Source organism: Cyclobacterium xiamenense (assembly GCF_009467825.1).
Classification (GTDB): Bacteria; Bacteroidota; Bacteroidia; order Cytophagales; family Cyclobacteriaceae; genus Cyclobacterium; species Cyclobacterium xiamenense.
This window is the reverse complement of sequence record NZ_WIOK01000047.1, coordinates 1-17,505: the sequence shown is the minus strand read 5'-3', so window position 1 is coordinate 17,505 and position 17,505 is coordinate 1. Positions and strand designations below refer to the sequence as shown.

14 protein-coding genes are annotated in these 17,505 nt (G+C 50.8%); 10 read left to right on the top strand and 4 right to left on the bottom strand.

Features of this window, described 5'->3' with window-relative positions:
* Nucleotides 1-64 precede the first annotated feature (64 nt).
* A complete protein-coding gene (locus tag GCU44_RS21705; protein ID WP_154859497.1) occupies nucleotides 65-979 on the bottom strand; it encodes a helix-turn-helix domain-containing protein in 915 nt (304 codons plus the stop codon).
* Between the two features lie 871 nt (nucleotides 980-1,850).
* Here GCU44_RS21705 and GCU44_RS21700 point away from each other — a divergent pair.
* From GCU44_RS21700 to GCU44_RS21685, 4 genes are all read left to right on the top strand, one after another.
* Complete coding sequence (locus GCU44_RS21700; RefSeq protein WP_154859496.1) at nucleotides 1,851-2,516, top strand: SDR family oxidoreductase; 666 nt, start codon at nucleotides 1,851-1,853, stop codon at nucleotides 2,514-2,516.
* Nucleotides 2,517-2,595: 79 nt separating this feature from the next.
* Nucleotides 2,596-3,771 (top strand): FG-GAP repeat domain-containing protein, encoded by a 1,176-nt coding sequence (locus GCU44_RS21695; protein ID WP_174238285.1) that lies wholly within the window; start codon nucleotides 2,596-2,598, stop codon nucleotides 3,769-3,771.
* 44 nt (nucleotides 3,772-3,815) lie between these two features.
* Entirely contained in the window at nucleotides 3,816-4,868 is a 1,053-nt protein-coding gene (locus GCU44_RS21690; RefSeq protein WP_241685064.1) for a DUF3500 domain-containing protein, read from the top strand.
* Between the two features lie 117 nt (nucleotides 4,869-4,985).
* A complete protein-coding gene (locus GCU44_RS21685) occupies nucleotides 4,986-5,219 on the top strand; it encodes a hypothetical protein (protein WP_206670868.1) in 234 nt (77 codons plus the stop codon).
* A gap of 84 nt (nucleotides 5,220-5,303) precedes the next feature.
* On the opposite strand, the gene GCU44_RS21680 is transcribed toward GCU44_RS21685, so the two are convergent.
* Entirely contained in the window at nucleotides 5,304-6,179 is an 876-nt protein-coding gene (locus GCU44_RS21680; RefSeq protein ID WP_154859501.1) for a sterol desaturase family protein, read from the bottom strand.
* 339 nt (nucleotides 6,180-6,518) lie between these two features.
* On the opposite strand from GCU44_RS21680, the gene GCU44_RS21675 reads away from it, so the two are divergent.
* The 4 genes from GCU44_RS21675 (at nucleotide 6,519) to GCU44_RS21660 (ending at nucleotide 12,589) form a co-directional block, all read left to right on the top strand.
* Complete coding sequence (locus tag GCU44_RS21675) at nucleotides 6,519-8,453, top strand: fumarate reductase/succinate dehydrogenase flavoprotein subunit (RefSeq protein WP_154859494.1); 1,935 nt, start codon at nucleotides 6,519-6,521, stop codon at nucleotides 8,451-8,453.
* Nucleotides 8,453-9,181: a succinate dehydrogenase/fumarate reductase iron-sulfur subunit gene (locus GCU44_RS21670; protein WP_154859493.1), complete on the top strand. Its 729-nt coding sequence runs from the start codon at nucleotides 8,453-8,455 to the stop codon at nucleotides 9,179-9,181. The genes GCU44_RS21675 and GCU44_RS21670 overlap by 1 nt, the downstream gene beginning before the upstream one ends.
* A 9-nt stretch (nucleotides 9,182-9,190) precedes the next feature.
* The gene (locus GCU44_RS21665) at nucleotides 9,191-10,723 is read left to right on the top strand and encodes a Ppx/GppA phosphatase family protein (protein ID WP_154859492.1); all 1,533 of its coding nucleotides are present in this window, start codon (nucleotides 9,191-9,193) and stop codon (nucleotides 10,721-10,723) included.
* 126 nt (nucleotides 10,724-10,849) lie between these two features.
* The gene (locus GCU44_RS21660) at nucleotides 10,850-12,589 is read left to right on the top strand and encodes a SulP family inorganic anion transporter (RefSeq protein ID WP_154859491.1); all 1,740 of its coding nucleotides are present in this window, start codon (nucleotides 10,850-10,852) and stop codon (nucleotides 12,587-12,589) included.
* A gap of 317 nt (nucleotides 12,590-12,906) precedes the next feature.
* Here the strand turns inward: GCU44_RS21660 and GCU44_RS21655 are convergent, their stop codons facing one another.
* Nucleotides 12,907-13,506 (bottom strand): superoxide dismutase family protein, encoded by a 600-nt coding sequence (locus tag GCU44_RS21655; RefSeq protein ID WP_241685063.1) that lies wholly within the window; start codon nucleotides 13,504-13,506, stop codon nucleotides 12,907-12,909.
* Nucleotides 13,507-13,754: 248 nt separating this feature from the next.
* Between GCU44_RS21655 and GCU44_RS21650 the strand changes: the two genes are divergently transcribed.
* Entirely contained in the window at nucleotides 13,755-15,329 is a 1,575-nt protein-coding gene (locus tag GCU44_RS21650; RefSeq protein ID WP_154859489.1) for an ArnT family glycosyltransferase, read from the top strand.
* Here GCU44_RS21650 and GCU44_RS21645 read toward each other — a convergent pair.
* Nucleotides 15,326-16,045, bottom strand: a complete 720-nt coding sequence (locus GCU44_RS21645) for a phosphatase PAP2 family protein (protein ID WP_154859488.1) — start codon at nucleotides 16,043-16,045, stop codon at nucleotides 15,326-15,328. The two genes, GCU44_RS21650 and GCU44_RS21645, sit on opposite strands and share 4 nt — an antisense overlap.
* 298 nt (nucleotides 16,046-16,343) lie before the next feature.
* On the opposite strand from GCU44_RS21645, the gene GCU44_RS21640 reads away from it, so the two are divergent.
* Entirely contained in the window at nucleotides 16,344-16,988 is a 645-nt protein-coding gene (locus GCU44_RS21640; protein WP_154859487.1) for an ureidoglycolate lyase, read from the top strand.
* The last annotated feature ends 517 nt before the right edge of the window (nucleotides 16,989-17,505 follow it).

Below are 17,505 nucleotides of genomic sequence, written 5' to 3'. Positions count from 1 at the left end.
GACCTGGGATTGGTTTATCAAAAAGTAACAGCAACCAGGACCTTTGCTACCTCTTTTTTCTTCACTAGCTGGCGTGAGCGTACTGCATTCTAAATTCCTTTGGGCTGGTGCCTGTCTTCCTTTTGAACAAGTAGCTAAAGTGTTGATGATAGTTAAAACCGAGAAGGTACGCCACTTCCCCAACCGATTGGTCGGAGTTTACCAAATGATTCTTCGCCCTCTCTACAACAAAGTCGTGTATGTGATCAACCAGGCCTTTTCCAGTCTCAAATTTCAGTAAACTGCTCAGGTACTTACCCGACATGTTCATTGCTTTCCCACACATCTCTAACGTAGGAATACCATAGACCAACTGTTGATCAGTTTGAAAATAATCCGTTAAATACGTCTCAAAATCACGCAAAATACAGGAATACTGCGCAGCCCTTGTAGAAAATTGGCGCGCCTGAAATCTTCTGGAATAGTTCAAAATCAATTCTAAGTTTCCGACGGCCAGTTCAAGAGCCAAATCATCAGAAGCCCGCTCAATTTCTTCTTTGATATTCGCCACAAATCCTTTTATCTTCCCCTTTTCCCCCTCACTTAAATGCAAGGCTTCGTTGACCTTGTACGAAAAAAAATCGTAGGTATCAATTGTGCTGGACAAATGAGAAGCTCGGATCAGATCGGGATGAAAGCACAGGGTAAAGCCCCGTAAGTCATCCTCTATTTGCATGGGACCGGATACAATTTGCCCGGGCGCCGTAAAAATCATCGTTCCATCATCAAAATCGTATACAGAACGGCCATAAACGCAGGAACCTTTTAAATTTTCTTTTAAGGCAATTACATAAAGGTCACAGGAAAAAGCATCTTCAGCAGCACTAAAACCAGCTATTTCCATGTTCGAAATGATTGAAATTAACGGATTTTTAGGGCCACCAATCTGAAAAAAATCATGAAGTTTCTCTACTGATTCGATACGGTATAATTTTTGCATAATGACTGCTTAAGCGTTGTTATAATGATAAACCATGTAATTTTTATTCTCTACTTGATCCAGATCCACACCGGGCGGACGTGCAACGAAGACCCGAATTATCGGCTGACAAAGCCACTTTCTTTGTCTTGCACGCTGTCACTGGTAGGCCGCATGCATTGGACGCCGTACCCTCTACATTCAGACCTCGTCTGCTAGTTTAAGGACGATCGCCAAGCCGAAAAAAGCTTTTAAGCGATACCGTACAACCAGGAAAAATGGCGATAAGCCTAGTATTTATCACTAGTACTACTAGTATTTATCACTAGTAAAAATAACTCATGATTGTTCTCTGACCTCGATTCCTGGGAAATTATCCAACTTATGTAAATAAAATGATCCTTGCTGTTAATTAAAAAACTGAAAATTCCGAGAAAATAGGTCCCATCTGGGTGTAGGTTGCAACTACCCCCCTCTATCCCTCCTTCTTGGCAAATGGAAAGAGGCGGAGTTACCAGTAATCGATCGCCATCAAACCATCGAATACCACTTATTTTCCTGAGCTAGTATCCGTGGAGTTACAGTTTGCCTACGTAGTTAGTTATTTTTGATTAGGTGGCTATTCAGTAGAAACAAGGTTGAAATAGTGGCGCAAGGTCTCTGGCCATACGAAATAATCGCTATTCCTGGTTAAGGGATACCGATAGACATTTTTTTATCTGGTGGTTGCAAAGTGGTATTCTATATTTCGCTTAGCAGGAAACGACCGAAGGTAAACTTTGCACCGATGGCATTTGATTTGGAATATTGGGCTCATCGGTAACCCCAAAAGCATTCCCCCGGAAGACTTCGGAACAATTGTTGGACTGGATGGATGAAAAAAAGTATACTTATGGAAAACGTACTAGTAATTGGAGCCAATGGAAAAACCGGACGCTTGCTGGTAAAACGCATGGCGGCACATAGTGCCTACAATCCGGTGGCCATGATTCGGAATCGGGATCAACAGTCCTATTTCGAGGAATGGGGAGTCAAAACGGTGCTGGGAGATTTGGAAAAGGACTTCAGCCAGGCATTCGATGGCATCGATAAAGTGATCTTTGCAGCAGGTTCGGGCGCCAAAACGGGAAAGGATAAAACCACCCTTGTCGATAAAATCGGCGCCATCAAAAGCACAAACCTGGCCCTGGAGCAATCGGTGAAAAAATTCGTGATGTTGAGCTCCAGAGGAGTGGAAAATGCGGAAAAGGCCGACGAATCCATGCAACACTACTTGCTCGCCAAAAAAGAAGCCGACGAGCACCTGAAGGCCAGCAGCCTTCCCCATGCCATCGTTCGTCCGGGAAGACTTACCGACGGGCCGTACACGGGAAAAATTAAGGTTTCTTCGATCTTTAACGAAAAGGGGGAAATTTCCCGGGAAGACCTGGCAGCCGTTTTGGTGCACATGCTGGACGATTCCCTCAGCAGCCCTCAGGTCTTCGAAATTCTCGGCGGAAAGGTAGCCATTCCGGAAGCCATCCGGCTCTTCCTGACATCCGGACAGCCTGTAATCTAGCGCTATCTTGGTAGAATAGTTGCCCGGTATCGTTTTTTTTGGTTAAATTTATTGAGTACATCAACCCAAACCAAATACCATGATACACTGGCTGTCTTTTTTGCTGCTACCCGCCTTGTTGGGCTCCACGCCCAACCCCTCCCCTTCCTTCGACCGACAGGTACTGGACGAGCGGGTTAAAATCGGCTATGGACTCGGAATCGGCGATGTGGACGGAGACGGAAAACCCGATATTCTGCTGGCTGATAAGACGGAATTTGTCTGGTACCGAAACGGGGACTGGAAACGATTTGTGATGGTGGAAAACCTCACCCCCTACGACAACGTATGCATCGCGGCCAGAGACATTAACGGGGACGGGAAGGTAGAAGTGGCCGTAGGCGCCCAATGGAATCCCGGCGAAACCTCCGACGATACGCAGTCCGGTTCGGTGCATTACCTGATACGCCCCGACGATCCTACCCAAAAATGGGAGCCGGTACGCCTGCACCATGAGCCCACCGTCCACCGCATGCGCTGGATACAAGCAAACGACACGCTATTTCATTTGGTCATGCTGCCGTTGCACGGCCGGGGAAATTCCGGAGGCACGGGAGCAGGAGTAAAGGTAATCGGCTACGAAATGCAGGATGCAGCGGGTCGGGACTGGAGGCATTGGGTCATCGACCAATCCATGCACCTTACCCACAACCTGGAAATCGTCCCGGAAGGCAATGCAACGGAATCCTTGTACATCGGAGGCAAAGAGGGCGTGAAGGCCTTTCACTACGCAAACGGCACCTGGAAAGCACATCCCAACGGGGACTGGCTGGTAAGCGGGCAGGGATTCGGAGAAATCAGGGGGGGAAAGAATAAGGCCGGCAGGCAATTCCTGACAGGCGTGGAGCCTTTTCATGGCCCTACTTTATCGGTTTACCTTCCCACAGCCGCCGGCTTTACCAACGAAAACCTGGACCGACAGGTCCTCACCGAGGCCATGAATCAAGGGCATGGACTGGCCGCTGCCGATGTACTGGGCCAGGGAAGCGATCAAATCGTCATTGGCTGGAGAGAACCAAACGAGGCAGGCGAGATCGGCATCCAACTCTACCAACAACTCCCGGACAACTCCTGGCAAGCACATTGGATCGACAAAAACGGCATGGCCTGCGAAGACCTGAAAATAGCCGATCTGAACGGCGATGGCAAACCCGACATCATCGCCTCCGGAAGGTCCACCCAAAACCTGGTTGTCTACTGGAACAACAACAACTGAATAAGCAAGCGCTTTTCCCACCCATGTAACCAAACCCTCCTCCCATGAATCGTATACGAATGACCTGCTGCTTCCTCTTTGCCTGCCTGCTGCAGCTGGGCATCAGTTTTGCGCAGGACCTGGCTCCGGCGGCCAATGCCTTTATCGAAAGTCTGGATGCCGATGCCAAAAGACAGGCCTGCTTTCCCTTTGACCACCGTGAGCGCTTCGACTGGCATTTTGTACCTCGCCAACGAAACGGGCTTACGTTTCACCACATGACGGCGCAGCAAAAAGCCGCCGCCCTCGACCTGATGCGTGCCTCTTTGGGTGAACCGGGCGTGAAACGCACGGAGGCCATTTTCGAATTGGAAAACGTGTTGCGGGACGTGGAAAACCGACCGGCAAACGACAGGTACCGGGATCCCTTAAACTATTATTTTAGCATTTTTGGAACGCCCGGTGGTGAAAACGAATGGGGTTGGCGGCTCGAAGGCCATCACCTATCACTGAATTTTTCCTCGCGAAACCAAACCATTGTGTCGGCCACCCCTTCTTTTATGGGCTCGAACCCTGCCCTCGTCCTCTCCGGGCCTTTTATGAACCAACAGGTCCTGGCCGAAGAAACCGATCAGGGATTTGCCCTGCTGCATGCCCTGGACGAAACCCAACGAAAACAGGCAAAATTCTCGGAAAAAGCCCCGGTGGATATCATCACATCCAACGACCGGGAGGCGGCTCTATTGGACCCAAAAGGGATTGCCTATGGCTCACTGAATGAAAATCAGCAGCACCTGCTGCAATCCCTGCTGATGACCTACCTTTCGCGATACACGGCTACCTATCGGGACATCCTGCTCGAACGGATACACAAACTGGGTTGGGAAGACCTTACCTTTGCCTGGGCTGGCAGCGAAACCAATGCTGTTGGAGAACCGCATTACTACCGCATACAGGGAGCAGACCTGCTGATCGAATACGACAACGTTCAAAACAATGCCAACCACGTGCACACCGTGGTCCGTGACCTGCAAAACGATTTTGGGCAAGGCGATGCACTGAGAAGCCATTACCAACAGGAACACCTGCCCAATGCGCTGGCAAAGCAGGGGCAATAAGGGTCGCTGATTCCTGACCGCCCCGAACCATCGGGCCGGGCGCCTGCCGTGGGAAACAGGCCGTATTCTACCAAAAAAACGCTTGCACCGGGCGAATCGGCACCCCATCGCCTGCCGGTGTCAAGGGGATCCGGTGGCAGCAGTCTTCCGGGAGGCATCGGCGGGATCATGCGGATTGTCTCTTTTTTCACACCCGCAGACGGTCTGGGCGATGGTCGGGGGAAATACGCCATGCCCCGGGTGGCCTGCGTTTCCCGGGATCGCCAAATCCAGCAAGGTACAAGGGAGCTACTGAAAGCGGTTTCTTCGATCCGAATGAATCCTGCTGTGCAGATCTGCCGGGGATCGTAGGTAGGCGGCCAGAAGAAAGAAAGGAAACGACTGCAGTCAACCCGCCTTTTCATGGAAAGGCACACGTTTCACTCAGCGCAGGTATCAGGTGCTTTTTTTCCGCAAGGGGTAGGTTACCTGTTCCCAAAAGGTCTTTGGGAATTTTTCCACCCCATCGAAGCCCAGGGGTATGTCCCTGCCCTCGTGAGGAATGTAGGCGGTCCCGAAGAGGTAATCCCAAATACTTAGGGTGAGTCCGTAATTCACGCCATAGGATCCCTTTGGCAGCGTTTTGGCATGGTGCCAAATATGCATAATGGGATTGTTCAGCAGGTATTTTAGCGGTCCGTAGGTTATTCGCAGATTGGCGTGATTCAAATGACCAATGGCGGTAGCAAAAATATGGACCAAAAAGAAATCCGTCAATCCGAACCCAATCATAGCCAGGGGAATGTATTGGGCGCTCTTGTACAAAATGGTCTCCATCCAGTGAAACCGCAGGTGCGCCGCAAATCCCATTTGCTCGACGGAATGGTGTACCTTATGAAACTCCCATAGCGCCGGCACGCGGTGCAGCAGGCGATGGACGTTCCACTGAATAAAATCGGCCACCACAAACAGCAAGGCAAACTGTGCCCATCTTGGCCAGGAGCTCACCTCCAGGGCTACCAGGTTGGTAATACCAAACAGGCCCAGAAAATCGTTAAAGGCCTCAACGGCTACATTGGAGATGGCATTGTAGGCGATCAGGGAGAATAGAAAAAAGTTAAAAAACATGTAAAATCCATCCAACCAGAAATCCTTCCGCAGTGCCGGTTGGTCTTTTCGCCAGGGAAACAGCAGTTCCAGCAACCAAACCGCTAGCGAGAGCCCCACCAGCCACCAAAAATAATTGGTCCAGGAGGGATACATGATTTCATCCACCAGGTAATTGAAGTACCCGTAATAGGCATCGATGATGATTTTACCGTATTTTTCCATGTCTATTTTTCCAATTTGCGTGGGGTTTTCCCAAATGCTTCGCCCAAAACACCGAACCGTTCGGTCTGGGAAGGAAATCCCTAGCGTAAAAAGAGGAGACCCACACAAGTCTCCTCTTTCCAGATAACTAAACCCAATAAAAACCAAATAGGTTTTACTCAAATTAACCAAAAACCGGTTCTTGCTGTTTTGATGGTTAAAGATAAGTCAGGCGATTTGACGGGTTGGTGACAAGGGTTACATTTGGTCAAAAAAGAGGCCAATTACCTGAGTCATTCATTGGGAACATTGGGAATAATTTCTTACTATTAAGCGATTGCAACAGCAAAAACGCGTTTCATGTATTACACCACCGACACAGCCACCACACCTTTTGCCAAGGTACCTGAAGGTGATTTGACCGAAAAATGGTCCCATTTCAAAGACAAGGCCCGGCTAATCGGCCCCAATAACCGGAAAAACTACCACATCGTCGTCGTGGGAACGGGTCTTTCGGGTGCTTCTGCCGCTGCTTCACTGGCCGAGCAAGGGTACAGGGTGACCACGTTTTGTTTTCAAGACTCGCCCAGGCGAGCCCATTCGGTGGCTGCACAGGGAGGGGTAAATGCCATGAAAAATTACAAAAACGACGGGGACAGCGTTTTCCGTATGTTTTACGACACCCTCAAAGGGGGCGATTTTCGAGCCAGGGAGGCCAATGTCTACCGGTTGGCCGAATGCTCGGCTTCCCTTATCGATCAGGCGGTTGCGCAGGGCGTTCCCTTTGCCAGGGAGTACAGCGGGTACCTCAACAACCGCTCCTTTGGGGGGGTGCAGGTGAGTCGCACCTTCTATGCCCGGGGACAAACCGGACAGCAGTTGCTCCTGGGTGCTTACCAGGCACTCATGCGGCAGGTGCACCTGGGAAGGGTCACTGCATATACCCGGCACGAGATGCTGGATCTGGTCACCGAAAACGGCGTGGCGAAGGGCATTGTGGTGCGCAACCTGGATACCGGCGAAATCAGCCGGCACGGGGCCCATGCGGTGGTGCTGGCCTCGGGAGGGTTTGGGAAGATTTATTACTTGTCGACCCTCGCGATGGGATGCAATGGATCCGCTATTTGGCGGGCGCACAAGCGGGGAGCCTGGGCTTCCTGCCCCAGTTGGACACAGATACACCCTACCTGCCTGCCTCAGTCCGGAAGCCACCAGTCCAAACTCACCCTCATGTCGGAATCGCTGCGAAACGACGGCAGAATCTGGACACCATTGACAAAAAATGATACCCGCCCTCCCGGCGCCATTCCGGAAGAGGAACGCGACTACTACCTGGAACGGAAGTACCCCTCCTACGGCAACCTTGCCCCCAGGGACATTGCCTCCCGGGCCGCCAAGGAGCGGATCGATGCCGGACACGGCGTGGGACCCTTGAAGAATGCCGTCTACCTGGATTTCAAGGACGCCATCGCCAGCCAGGGAAAAGCAGCCATTGCAAAGAAATACGGCAACCTCTTTTCCATGTACGAAAAGATCACCGGCATCAACGCCTACCAACAGCCCATGATGATCTCCCCGGCCGCTCATTTTTCCATGGGAGGCTTGTGGGTGGACTACGAGCTCAGCTCCAATATCTCGGGCCTGTTTGTCATTGGAGAAGCCAATTTCTCGGACCACGGAGCCAACCGGCTGGGAGCCAATTCCCTGCTCCAGGCCTGTGTGGACGGCTACTACATCCTTCCCCAAACCCTGCCGCATTACCTGGCCCTCCTCGGAAAAGGCACGCAGACAGACACCCAATCGCAGGCATTTGAGCAATGTGAAAAGGAAGTCAGGACCAAACTTACCGAGCTAATTCAGATAAACGGAAGCAAGACCGTGGATCATTTTCACCGGGAGCTGGGTAAAATTCTCTACGACAAATGTGGCCTGTCCAGAAACGAAAAAGGGCTGATCGCGGCGATAGAGGCCATCCGTGTGCTTCGGGAAGCATTTTACCAGGAGTTAAAGATTCCGCAAACAGTAAACGGTATCAACGAGGAACTGGAAAAAGCCGGCCGGGTAGCCGACTACCTGGAAATCGGGGAATTGATGTGTGTGGATGCCCTGAGCCGGGAAGAGTCCTGCGGTGCTCATTTCAGGGAAGAATACCAGACAAGCGATGGGGAGGCAAAAAGAAACGATCGGGACTACGCCTTTATTTCTTGCTGGAACCGGGGGGAAAAAACTCCGGTGCTTATCAAAGAACCGCTGAAATTTGCGTACACCGAACCTACCGAAAGAAGCTACAAGTAATGGAATTCAAACTAAAAATCTGGAGACAAGCCAATTCCCGTGAAAAAGGAAAAATGGTGGATTACGAGGTGAAGGACATTTCTCCGGACACCTCCTTTCTGGAAATGCTGGATCAACTGAACGAGTCACTGGTGCTTCGGGGAGAATCGCCCATTTCCTTCGATCACGATTGCCGGGAGGGCATATGCGGTCAATGCAGCCTCTTTATTAACGGGCGGGCACACGGGCCACTGGACCAAACCAGCACCTGCCAACTTCACATGCGTTCTTTCAGCGAAGGGGAGACGATTTATGTGGAACCTTTTCGGGCGGCCGCGTTTCCCATCAGAAAGGACCTCAGCGTCGACCGGAAGGCCCTGGATAAAATCATTAGCTCCGGGGGATACATTTCTGTAAGCACCGGACAGGCACCGGAAGCCAACCAAACGCGGATCAGCAGCGAGGCCGTAGAACAGGCTTTTGATGCGGCCTCCTGCATCGGCTGTGGCGCCTGCGTGGCCTCCTGCAAAAACAGCAGCGCCGCATTATTTACTGCCGCAAAAATCAGCCATTTGTACCAGCTGCCTCAGGGAAAAATGGAACACAAAAAGCGTATCGAAACCATGGTAGAAACGATGGATGCACTTGGTTTTGGGGCCTGTAGCAATACCGGGGCTTGCGAAGTGGAGTGCCCCCAGGGCATTTCGATCGCCCACATCGCCCTGATGAACCGGGAATTTTGGAAATAGCCTGACGAGATGAACCTGGCTGCAATCGATATCGGCACCAACAGCATTCACATGATCCTTGTGAAAGTTCAGGAAGGAAACCGGTTTGACATCCTCATGCAGGAAAAAAGCATGGTTAAATTGGGCCTGGGCGTATTTGCCAACAACGAACTGAGCCCCGAAGCGCTGGAGCGCGGCGTGGAAACGGTAAAAAAGTACGTCCAACTCGCCGATCAATACGGCGTCGATGATATCATTGTCAGCGCCACCAGCGCGAGTCGGGAAGCCAAAAACGGCCGGGAATTTTTAGACCGACTGATCCGGGAAGCCGGCATCTCGCCTCGATTGATTTCCGGAAAAGAAGAAGCACGCTTGATTTTTCTGGCGGTGAGGCAGGCCATCGCCATCAAAAAAGAAAAAGTACTGGTGCTGGATATTGGGGGTGGCAGTACAGAAGCCGTTGTGGGGGACCAACACCGGGTTTATTTCGGTAACTCCATGAAACTCGGCGTGCTTCGGCTCCTTGACAAGGTCGGGCATTCGGGACCACTGACCGAAGAAGCACAGCAGGACCTGCAGGGGCACATTCGACAAGCCGCATCCAAGCTGATGGAAACCGTCCGCGAAACCGGATTCGACCGGGTGATTGGCACCGCCGGAACCATCCGCTCTCTGGCAGAGGCCTGCCTGGAAAAAACGGAAAACCCCGACCCGGAACGCGTAAATGCGGAAGAGATCCGCCTGGAAGAACTTGTCAGACTCCGTGACAAATTGATTGGCGCGAGCCCCGAAGCCCGCGGCGAGATACCGGGCATCAGTCCCAACCGATCCGATGCCATCCATCTGGGAGCCCTGCTGCTCGTAGAACTGCTGCAATTGGCCGGAGCCGATCGAATAACGATCTCCGATGCTTCCTTACGCGACGGAATGATTCTGCATTACATCGAAAAACACAAGCTGCAAATCGGTAGCGAAACCCAGGGGAAAAACCTGCGGGAAAAGAGTTGCATCTGGCTGGCCAATCGCTACGAGACCGAACTGGACGCCAAAAAACACGTGTCCGGCCTGGCCCTTCAATTGTTTGATCAACTCAAATCGCTTCACGGGGCAGGAGATCCGGAGCGAAGCCTGCTGTATCACGCCGCCTTGATATACGATGTAGGCCTCTACGTGAAATTTCAGGATTACCACAAACATTCGCACTACATCATTGACCACAGCCAACTGCGGGGTTTTACCAATGAAGAGGTGTTGGTACTGGGGCATTTGGCGCGCTACCATCGAAAAAAAGGACCCCGGAAAAAGCACAAAAAATTCAAGCGGCTCTCGCCGGCGCAACGAAATCAAGTTCGATTATTGGCGGGTATTTTGCGCATCGCCATCGGCCTGGATAAAACCAAAAATCAATGGGTACAGACGGTCTACTGCCTTCCCGGCCGGTCAGCCATCGAAATCAAAGTATTTGCGGAAGAGAACATCGCACTGGAACTATGGGAAGCCCGGCGCTTTTCGGATACACTCAGCCACTTCCTGAAAAAAGACATTCGCCTGACGATGGGCTAACTACTGCTTTCCCCTGTGATAAAAATCACTTTTTTAACCGATGAAAGCGGCCAAATTTGTGGTTCGTAGGATTTGTCAGACCGATCCTGGTCCTGAGATCCGAGTAACGTTCAAAATCAGACACCAATGGACTTCAAAAAATACTTACCCTTCCTACAATGGCTGCCCCACTACGACAAAACGTATTTGAAGGGAGATTTGTCAGCCGGTATTACCGTGGGGATCATGCTGATTCCCCAGGGAATGGCCTATGCCATGTTGGCCGGCCTGGAACCCATTCATGGCCTGTATGCGGTCACCATCCCACTCATTTTATACGCCATCTTCGGAAGTTCCCGGCAGCTGGCGGTAGGTCCCGTGGCCATGGTTTCCCTATTGACTGCAGCAGGTATCAGCAGTTTGGGACCCGCCTCTCCCGAAGAGTACCTGTTATACGCGCTGACCCTGGCTTTTCTGGTAGGGTTGGTCCAATTTTCGATGGGGGCCTTGCGCCTGGGCTTCGTGGTGAACTTTCTCTCCCACCCGGTGATCAACGGGTTTACCTCTGCAGCGGCCATCATCATCGGATTGAGCCAGATCAAACACCTCTTTAAGATCAATCTTCCGAACAGTGAACACATTCAGGAAATGATCGTGGCGATCTATCAAAACATCGGAGACCTGCACTGGCTTACCTTTGGCATCGGACTGATGGGGATTCTAATCATCAAATTTGGTAAAAAGATTCATCCCTCTCTTCCAGCCCCCTTGCTGGCAGTAGTAGCAGGGATTGTCCTGGTATGGGGTTTCGGTTTGACGGAAAAGGGCGTTAAAATTGTAGGAGATGTCCCAAGTGGATTACCTGGTTTCTCCCTTCCCTCTTTTGATATCAGCGGCTGGGCCACGCTGCTGCCGATCGCACTCACGATTTCTCTGGTTGGCTTTGCGGAAAGCTTTGCTGTAGCCAAAACCATTCAGGCCAAGCATAAAAACTACCGGCTGGATGCCAATCAGGAGCTCATGGCCCTAGGCATAGCCAATTTTGGCGCCGCATTTTTCCGGGGCTACCCGGTAACGGGGGGATTCTCGCGAACGGCGGTCAACAACCAGGCGGGGGCCAAAACCACTCTGGCTTCCATCATAAGTGCCGGATTGATTCTTTTGACGCTTTTGTTTTTTACCGGCCTGTTTTACTACCTGCCGAGTGCCATTCTGGCTGCAGTAGTTTTGGTGGCCGTCGCGGGGTTGATCGACTTCAACGAACCGCTAAACCTTTGGAAAAAAGATAAAACGGACTTCTCCATGCTGATCGCCACCTTTTTGATCACCCTTACCCTGGGAATCGAGACCGGCATCATCGCAGGCATGGTACTTTCCCTACTGGTGGTGATTTACCGGGCCTCCAGACCCCACATGGCTCGATTGGGCCGGGTACCCGGCACAAAAATCTACCGGAATATCCGGAGGTTTTCCAATCTTGAAGTCAACGAAAACTTGCTCATTGTCCGAATCGACGGCCCCATTTACTTTGCTAATGTGGAATACATCCGGGATAAAATGAATCAATGGCTGCTGGACCGAAAACAGCCAACGAAAATGATCATTTTCAATATGGAAAGTGTCACCAGCATGGACAGCACCGGCGCACATGCGTTACACGATTGGATAATGGATTGGCGGGCCGGGGGCATTGACGTGTGCATAACCGGAACCAAAGGACCAATCCGGGACGTGCTGGATAAATGGAACCTCATCGAATGCGTAGGGGCAGATCACGTATTCATCGATGATCATTCGGCTACTGCGTACTTTGAACAATCAATGGACAACGACCACATGGAACAGCTGGCACCCTATGCCCTGCAAAGCAACGTGGAAAAAAAGTAAGGACCCGGATCAAACCCGGATCCAAAATTAATCGGCGATCGCTGTAAAAAGACGGATGGTTGGCTGGAAGGTTGGGGATTTTTTCCCAACCTTTTTTTTGTTTGCCTGCCCAGTGAATCCGTTTTTGCTCCGAAAATGACCAGCAAACGTCCAACTAATCCCAAACGGTGGGACACTAGGAAGCGATCGGCAAGGCGAACGAAACCGCGTTTAACGGAACAAAAAAATCCCGGCGGGCATTCCACCGGGATCCAAACGGCCTTGCGACCGCTGGTTGTAGTATAGCCCAACCATAGCTGGGCAAACAGCCGTATTGCTTAGCTACCTGCCTGGATAACGCCGCACGCAACCCTCGCTCCGGCTGCGCCGGATGGCTGAGAGGTGAAGTCGTCCGCATCCGCATGGATGATCACGGCTTTATTGACGATGTCCGAACGGGAACCATCACCGATGGTCCATCCTTCTACTTCCATCTCAAGGGTACCGACCCCGTCTTCTCCAACGACCATATTATCGATGTCTCCGCTATGGTGTTCGCTTTCGCCTCGTTCCCCGTGCGGATCATCGGTTGGGTTCCAATGTCCACCTGCAGAGGTTGCATCAGCTGCGCTGCAATCCCCGTTTTCATGCAGGTGCAAGGCATGCTCTCCGGCACTCAGATTTGCCACATCCATCACCAGGCGAACCTTTCCGCTTTCCAACGTAGTAAACGTCGCTGTGCCGGTGACATTGCTTCCACTGGCCCCGGACAAAACCGCAACGGCTGATTTGGTTTCCATTTCCGGAGCTGCCGGCTCGTCGGTGACCATTTCCTGCTCCACACTTGTCGCTTCTTCTGAAGTATTATTTCCAGACCCGCAGGCATAGGCAAACGTGGAAAGTCCAAGTATTACTAGATAATTTAATCGTTTCATCATGACAATTCTTTTTTTGGTTGTATTCATTCGATAGGCTATTTACAGAAAAAAATGTGCCAATTGTGCCAAAAGTGAAAATCTATCAGAACCTTGGCAATGCAAACCAGCTGAGGCGTCAGCATCCTGGGGGAATCGCTTCGTGTCGATTAAGCGGAACGGAACTGGTACAGCCAACCTTAATGATTTTTTAACGCGAGCCAGCTGATTCTGATTTTCCTTTTTAGCTATATTCGTTCAACGAACGTATCATGAAAGAAAACGAATCCAAATGGCTGTGGTGGCTGGTGCTTGGCTCATTTCTAATTCATTTTGCCAATATCGGCGGCTTCAGTATCTATGCGCTGGATGAAGCGAAAAACGCCACGGCAGCAATCGAGATGATGCAACAGGACGAATGGGTCTTACCCACCTTTAACCGGGAACCCAGATTTGCTAAACCACCCTTGCATTATTATGCATTTGCCCTCGCTTACTCCTGGTTTGGTTTCAATCCCTTTGCGGCCCGGTTTTTTCCTGCACTGCTTGGCTTTTGTCTGATCTGGGTGGTCTATGGGTTTACCCGATACCATACCAACAAGCGCCTGGCGTTTTGGGTTGCTTTTGTCGTGTGCTGCAGTCCCCATTGGGCCATACAGTTTCACATGGCCGTCCCGGACGCTTTTTTAATTTTCTTTCTGACCTGTTCTTTGGCCTGCTTTTATACCTCTATCAAAAAAAGCGAGAAGTCACCTAAGTTAATCCTTGCGGCCTACCTGTCTTTGGGACTGGCGGTCCTGAGCAAAGGACCGGTGGCCATTGTTCTGGTTGCAGGAATCATGGGCCTGTATCTCCTTATTGGTCAAAAAAAACCCCTGCGGCAGATCGCAGCCTTGCTGTATGTTCCCGGGGTGCTGCTTTTCTTTTGCGTCGTACTGCCCTGGTACGTACTCGTCGGCATTCAATCCGAGGGCCAATGGCTTTCGGAGTTTTTTCTAACGCACAATTTGAGCCGATTTTCGGCCCCCATGGAAGGGCATGGTGGTGGTCCCTGGCTGACCTGGGGCTACGTATTCGTGGGAATGCTGCCCTTTTCCCCACTTTTGGTTTTTCGTCTTCGAAAACTCCGTTCGCTGCTCAAACCAGCAAATGACCTGCTCCTTTTTTCGGCTTGCGCGGCGGTGGTCATCGTGCTTTTCTTTTCCGTTTCCGCTACCAAACTTCCGAACTACACCGTACCGGCTTACCCGTTTATAGCCATTTTGGTGGGATTCTTGATCAATCGGTTTATACGAACCAAAAACGAAACTCCGGTTCGGGTTTTCGGCTTCGTATCGTTGCTTACCCTGTCCCTGCTTACCCTCCTTCCTTACATCCTGTTCCGTTCCATCGATGAACTGCGTCATTTTACAGACGCCGCATTCCCGCTGCTTGTACTCGGAATTATCTGCACGGGTCTACTTGCCGCTGCCCTGCTGTTTCGTAGAAAAAACGAGGAAATCATCGCAACGGTAGGTATTTCCTTCTACCTGGTTGCGGTTACCTTTTTCTATTTTTCCGCCCCGGCACTGGATCGTTTCAATCCGGTACTGAACGCTCCTTTACAAACCCTGCGCCAAGCCGAGCTGTATTATTATCAGATATTCAATCCGGCCTTTTCTTTTTACCTGCAAAAAGAAGTGAAGAATATCGAAGACCAGAGCAGTGTTCCGCAGTCGGGTTTTGTACTCACCCGAGAAAAATACCTCCCGGAGTTTGAACGGCTAAATATCCCCTACCGCGTGGTACATGCACAGAAAGATCTGTTTGAACCGCCCGTTACCGTGGTTTTGGAAATCCGGCCTTAAGGTTTTGACGCGTTTGACTTTCGGAGCTTGATCTCTCCGGGAATCCGTAGACGGCCTATCTGTAGCTCCAATCGTCCCTCCCACCAAGACCGCTGAGGCAAGGAATGCAGGAACAAATACCCGGCATACGCGGAGAAAATACCAAGTAGCGAACCTGCATACACATCCCATATAAAATGCTGTAGCAAATACACGCGACTAAAGCCCACAAGCACCGCTACCGCCAACCAGAAGACCTGCCACTGCTTTCCGGCGGGTCGAATCAACAGCCAACTGGTAACAAATAAAAAAATACTGGCCGTATGTCCGGAGGGGAAGGTATGGTAGAGGGCATTGCGCATCCCCTCGATGCGGTGCAAGGGCTCACCTTCGAAGTAGGCAATCGGTCGCAGCGTTCCCGGAAAGCAGACCTTTTTAAAGAAATGAACCAAAAAGGCATGAAGCAGAAAACCAATTGTCAGAAAAAGGGCATCGGCATACCGAATCCATAAAAAGCCGCCGATTAGAAACACCGCCACCAAACCGTCTCCCAGGTTTGTAAAGCTCTTGAAAAATACATCCAGGATGTCTGTGTGTTGGCGATTGATCCACAATTCCCAGTAGCCCTTTTCCTGTCCAAGCAAAACTACCGGGAGGAGTACTAACAAAAAAACGTAGCCAGTAAAAAAAACGCGTGGGAGGGATTGCCGGCACTTGCCCCAGGGAATAACGTTCATGCTTGAGCCAAATAAATCATTGATCGATATACCCGCGAAAGGTAGCAAATGGAACTTCCTAACAGGTTACCAGAAAATAATCAAAACGTTAACATTCAACCCATCGCTACCGTCCCCATGGTAGCTGAGGGTACAGGGATGCCATGCCCTGCAGCAGTAACGCCCGGTAAAAGTGTTGGACAGGTGCCACCCGAAGTCGAATGCGGAATAAATCCATCAGGTGTTTACCCTATTTACAAGCAATTTTTCTATTTTTAGCGTTCTAGACGGCACTTTACCAAACGAATTTCTTTATCCCATGAAAATAGACTATAAAAATCCCCAAATCCCACCCGGCACCGGGCAGGTGGATGTCCCCCTTGTAGAGGCCACCGAAGAATCCCTAAAGGGATTTGGTAAACTGGTTAGCAAAGATGCGTACCGCAACTACCCCATCGAAATTGTCCGGTGGCCGGCCTCCGGATGGAGAAAAGTAGACGAAGGCACCGGAGACGAAGCGGGTACGGTCTCGGGCGATTTTGAGTTTTTTTGGGAGGGAGATTGCTTCAAAGGAAAAAACCATGCGGTCGGTTCCGAATACCTGTTTGGCTGGAGCAAACCGCCGGAAAAAGCAGACCCTCAGTCCCTCGAGCAGCCAAAAGAAGTATTGCTCTGGCATGCCAACTATCACCCGGACGGGGGGCAACTGTTTTTTCCCCTGGATGGCAAGCCTTTTATTACGGCATTGGCGCTGCCTGGAGACGATGTACGCCCGGAAAACTTTGTTGCTTTCAAGGTGGAAGGGGGAATGGGGCTGTACATTCATCCGAACGTCTGGCACGAAGCGATCGTCCCACTGGAACAGAAAGCAGTGTTTTACGACGAACAGGGAGCGATCCATGCCCGGGTCAGCGTACACTTCCCCAATGAATTCGGCGTTTTGCTGCGGATTCCGATCCAATAAAAGCCGACCCAACCAGGCTTCCCGGAGACGGAGCGAAACTAACAAGGGCTTCTGACCCCTCCATTACCTGTAAAACCCGGAAAAACCGCCCCCTCCTTTCGCCTTTAGCGGCTACACTTGTATGCAGATTGGCCCGGATCCGGATAAAGTCAATCGCCGAAGAGGCCGCGAAAAACGATCAAAACTTCTGGCAGGGGTACAGCGTTTTTTTATGAATCGGCCACCTAAGCCAAATTCTCAACCCTGGCCTTATTGGCAAAAAAATGCCGCCCAGATTTCCGACACAGGTGAAGGAATCTGGGCGGTATTTCCGCCAATTATTGATTCATTTCCCTTAAGCGACTGCTTGATGGCTGGTCGAATGATGCGTTTTCCAAAGAAAAAAAACAAACCCCGACTGCGGGACCAACACCAACACTAGTGTTAAGTTAATTATGATATGACGTATTAATTTTGTACCTTTAAAAGAAACTATGAAGAGGTACACTATTAAATTATTGAAAGATGAGGTTGATGA

What these genes read in the sequence shown, in the direction of transcription:
- GCU44_RS21705 (WP_154859497.1), bottom strand. Translation starts at nt 979, where the DNA reads ATGCAAAAATTATACCGTATCGAATCAGTAGAGAAACTTCATGATTTT.
- GCU44_RS21700 (WP_154859496.1), top strand. Translation starts at nt 1,851, where the DNA reads ATGGAAAACGTACTAGTAATTGGAGCCAATGGAAAAACCGGACGCTTG.
- GCU44_RS21695 (WP_174238285.1), top strand. Translation starts at nt 2,596, where the DNA reads ATGATACACTGGCTGTCTTTTTTGCTGCTACCCGCCTTGTTGGGCTCC.
- GCU44_RS21690 (WP_241685064.1), top strand. Translation starts at nt 3,816, where the DNA reads ATGAATCGTATACGAATGACCTGCTGCTTCCTCTTTGCCTGCCTGCTG.
- GCU44_RS21680 (WP_154859501.1), bottom strand. Translation starts at nt 6,179, where the DNA reads ATGGAAAAATACGGTAAAATCATCATCGATGCCTATTACGGGTACTTC.
- GCU44_RS21675 (WP_154859494.1), top strand. Translation starts at nt 6,519, where the DNA reads ATGTATTACACCACCGACACAGCCACCACACCTTTTGCCAAGGTACCT.
- GCU44_RS21670 (WP_154859493.1), top strand. Translation starts at nt 8,453, where the DNA reads ATGGAATTCAAACTAAAAATCTGGAGACAAGCCAATTCCCGTGAAAAA.
- GCU44_RS21665 (WP_154859492.1), top strand. Translation starts at nt 9,191, where the DNA reads ATGAACCTGGCTGCAATCGATATCGGCACCAACAGCATTCACATGATC.
- GCU44_RS21660 (WP_154859491.1), top strand. Translation starts at nt 10,850, where the DNA reads ATGGACTTCAAAAAATACTTACCCTTCCTACAATGGCTGCCCCACTAC.
- GCU44_RS21655 (WP_241685063.1), bottom strand. Translation starts at nt 13,506, where the DNA reads ATGATGAAACGATTAAATTATCTAGTAATACTTGGACTTTCCACGTTT.
- GCU44_RS21650 (WP_154859489.1), top strand. Translation starts at nt 13,755, where the DNA reads ATGAAAGAAAACGAATCCAAATGGCTGTGGTGGCTGGTGCTTGGCTCA.
- GCU44_RS21645 (WP_154859488.1), bottom strand. Translation starts at nt 16,045, where the DNA reads ATGAACGTTATTCCCTGGGGCAAGTGCCGGCAATCCCTCCCACGCGTT.
- GCU44_RS21640 (WP_154859487.1), top strand. Translation starts at nt 16,344, where the DNA reads ATGAAAATAGACTATAAAAATCCCCAAATCCCACCCGGCACCGGGCAG.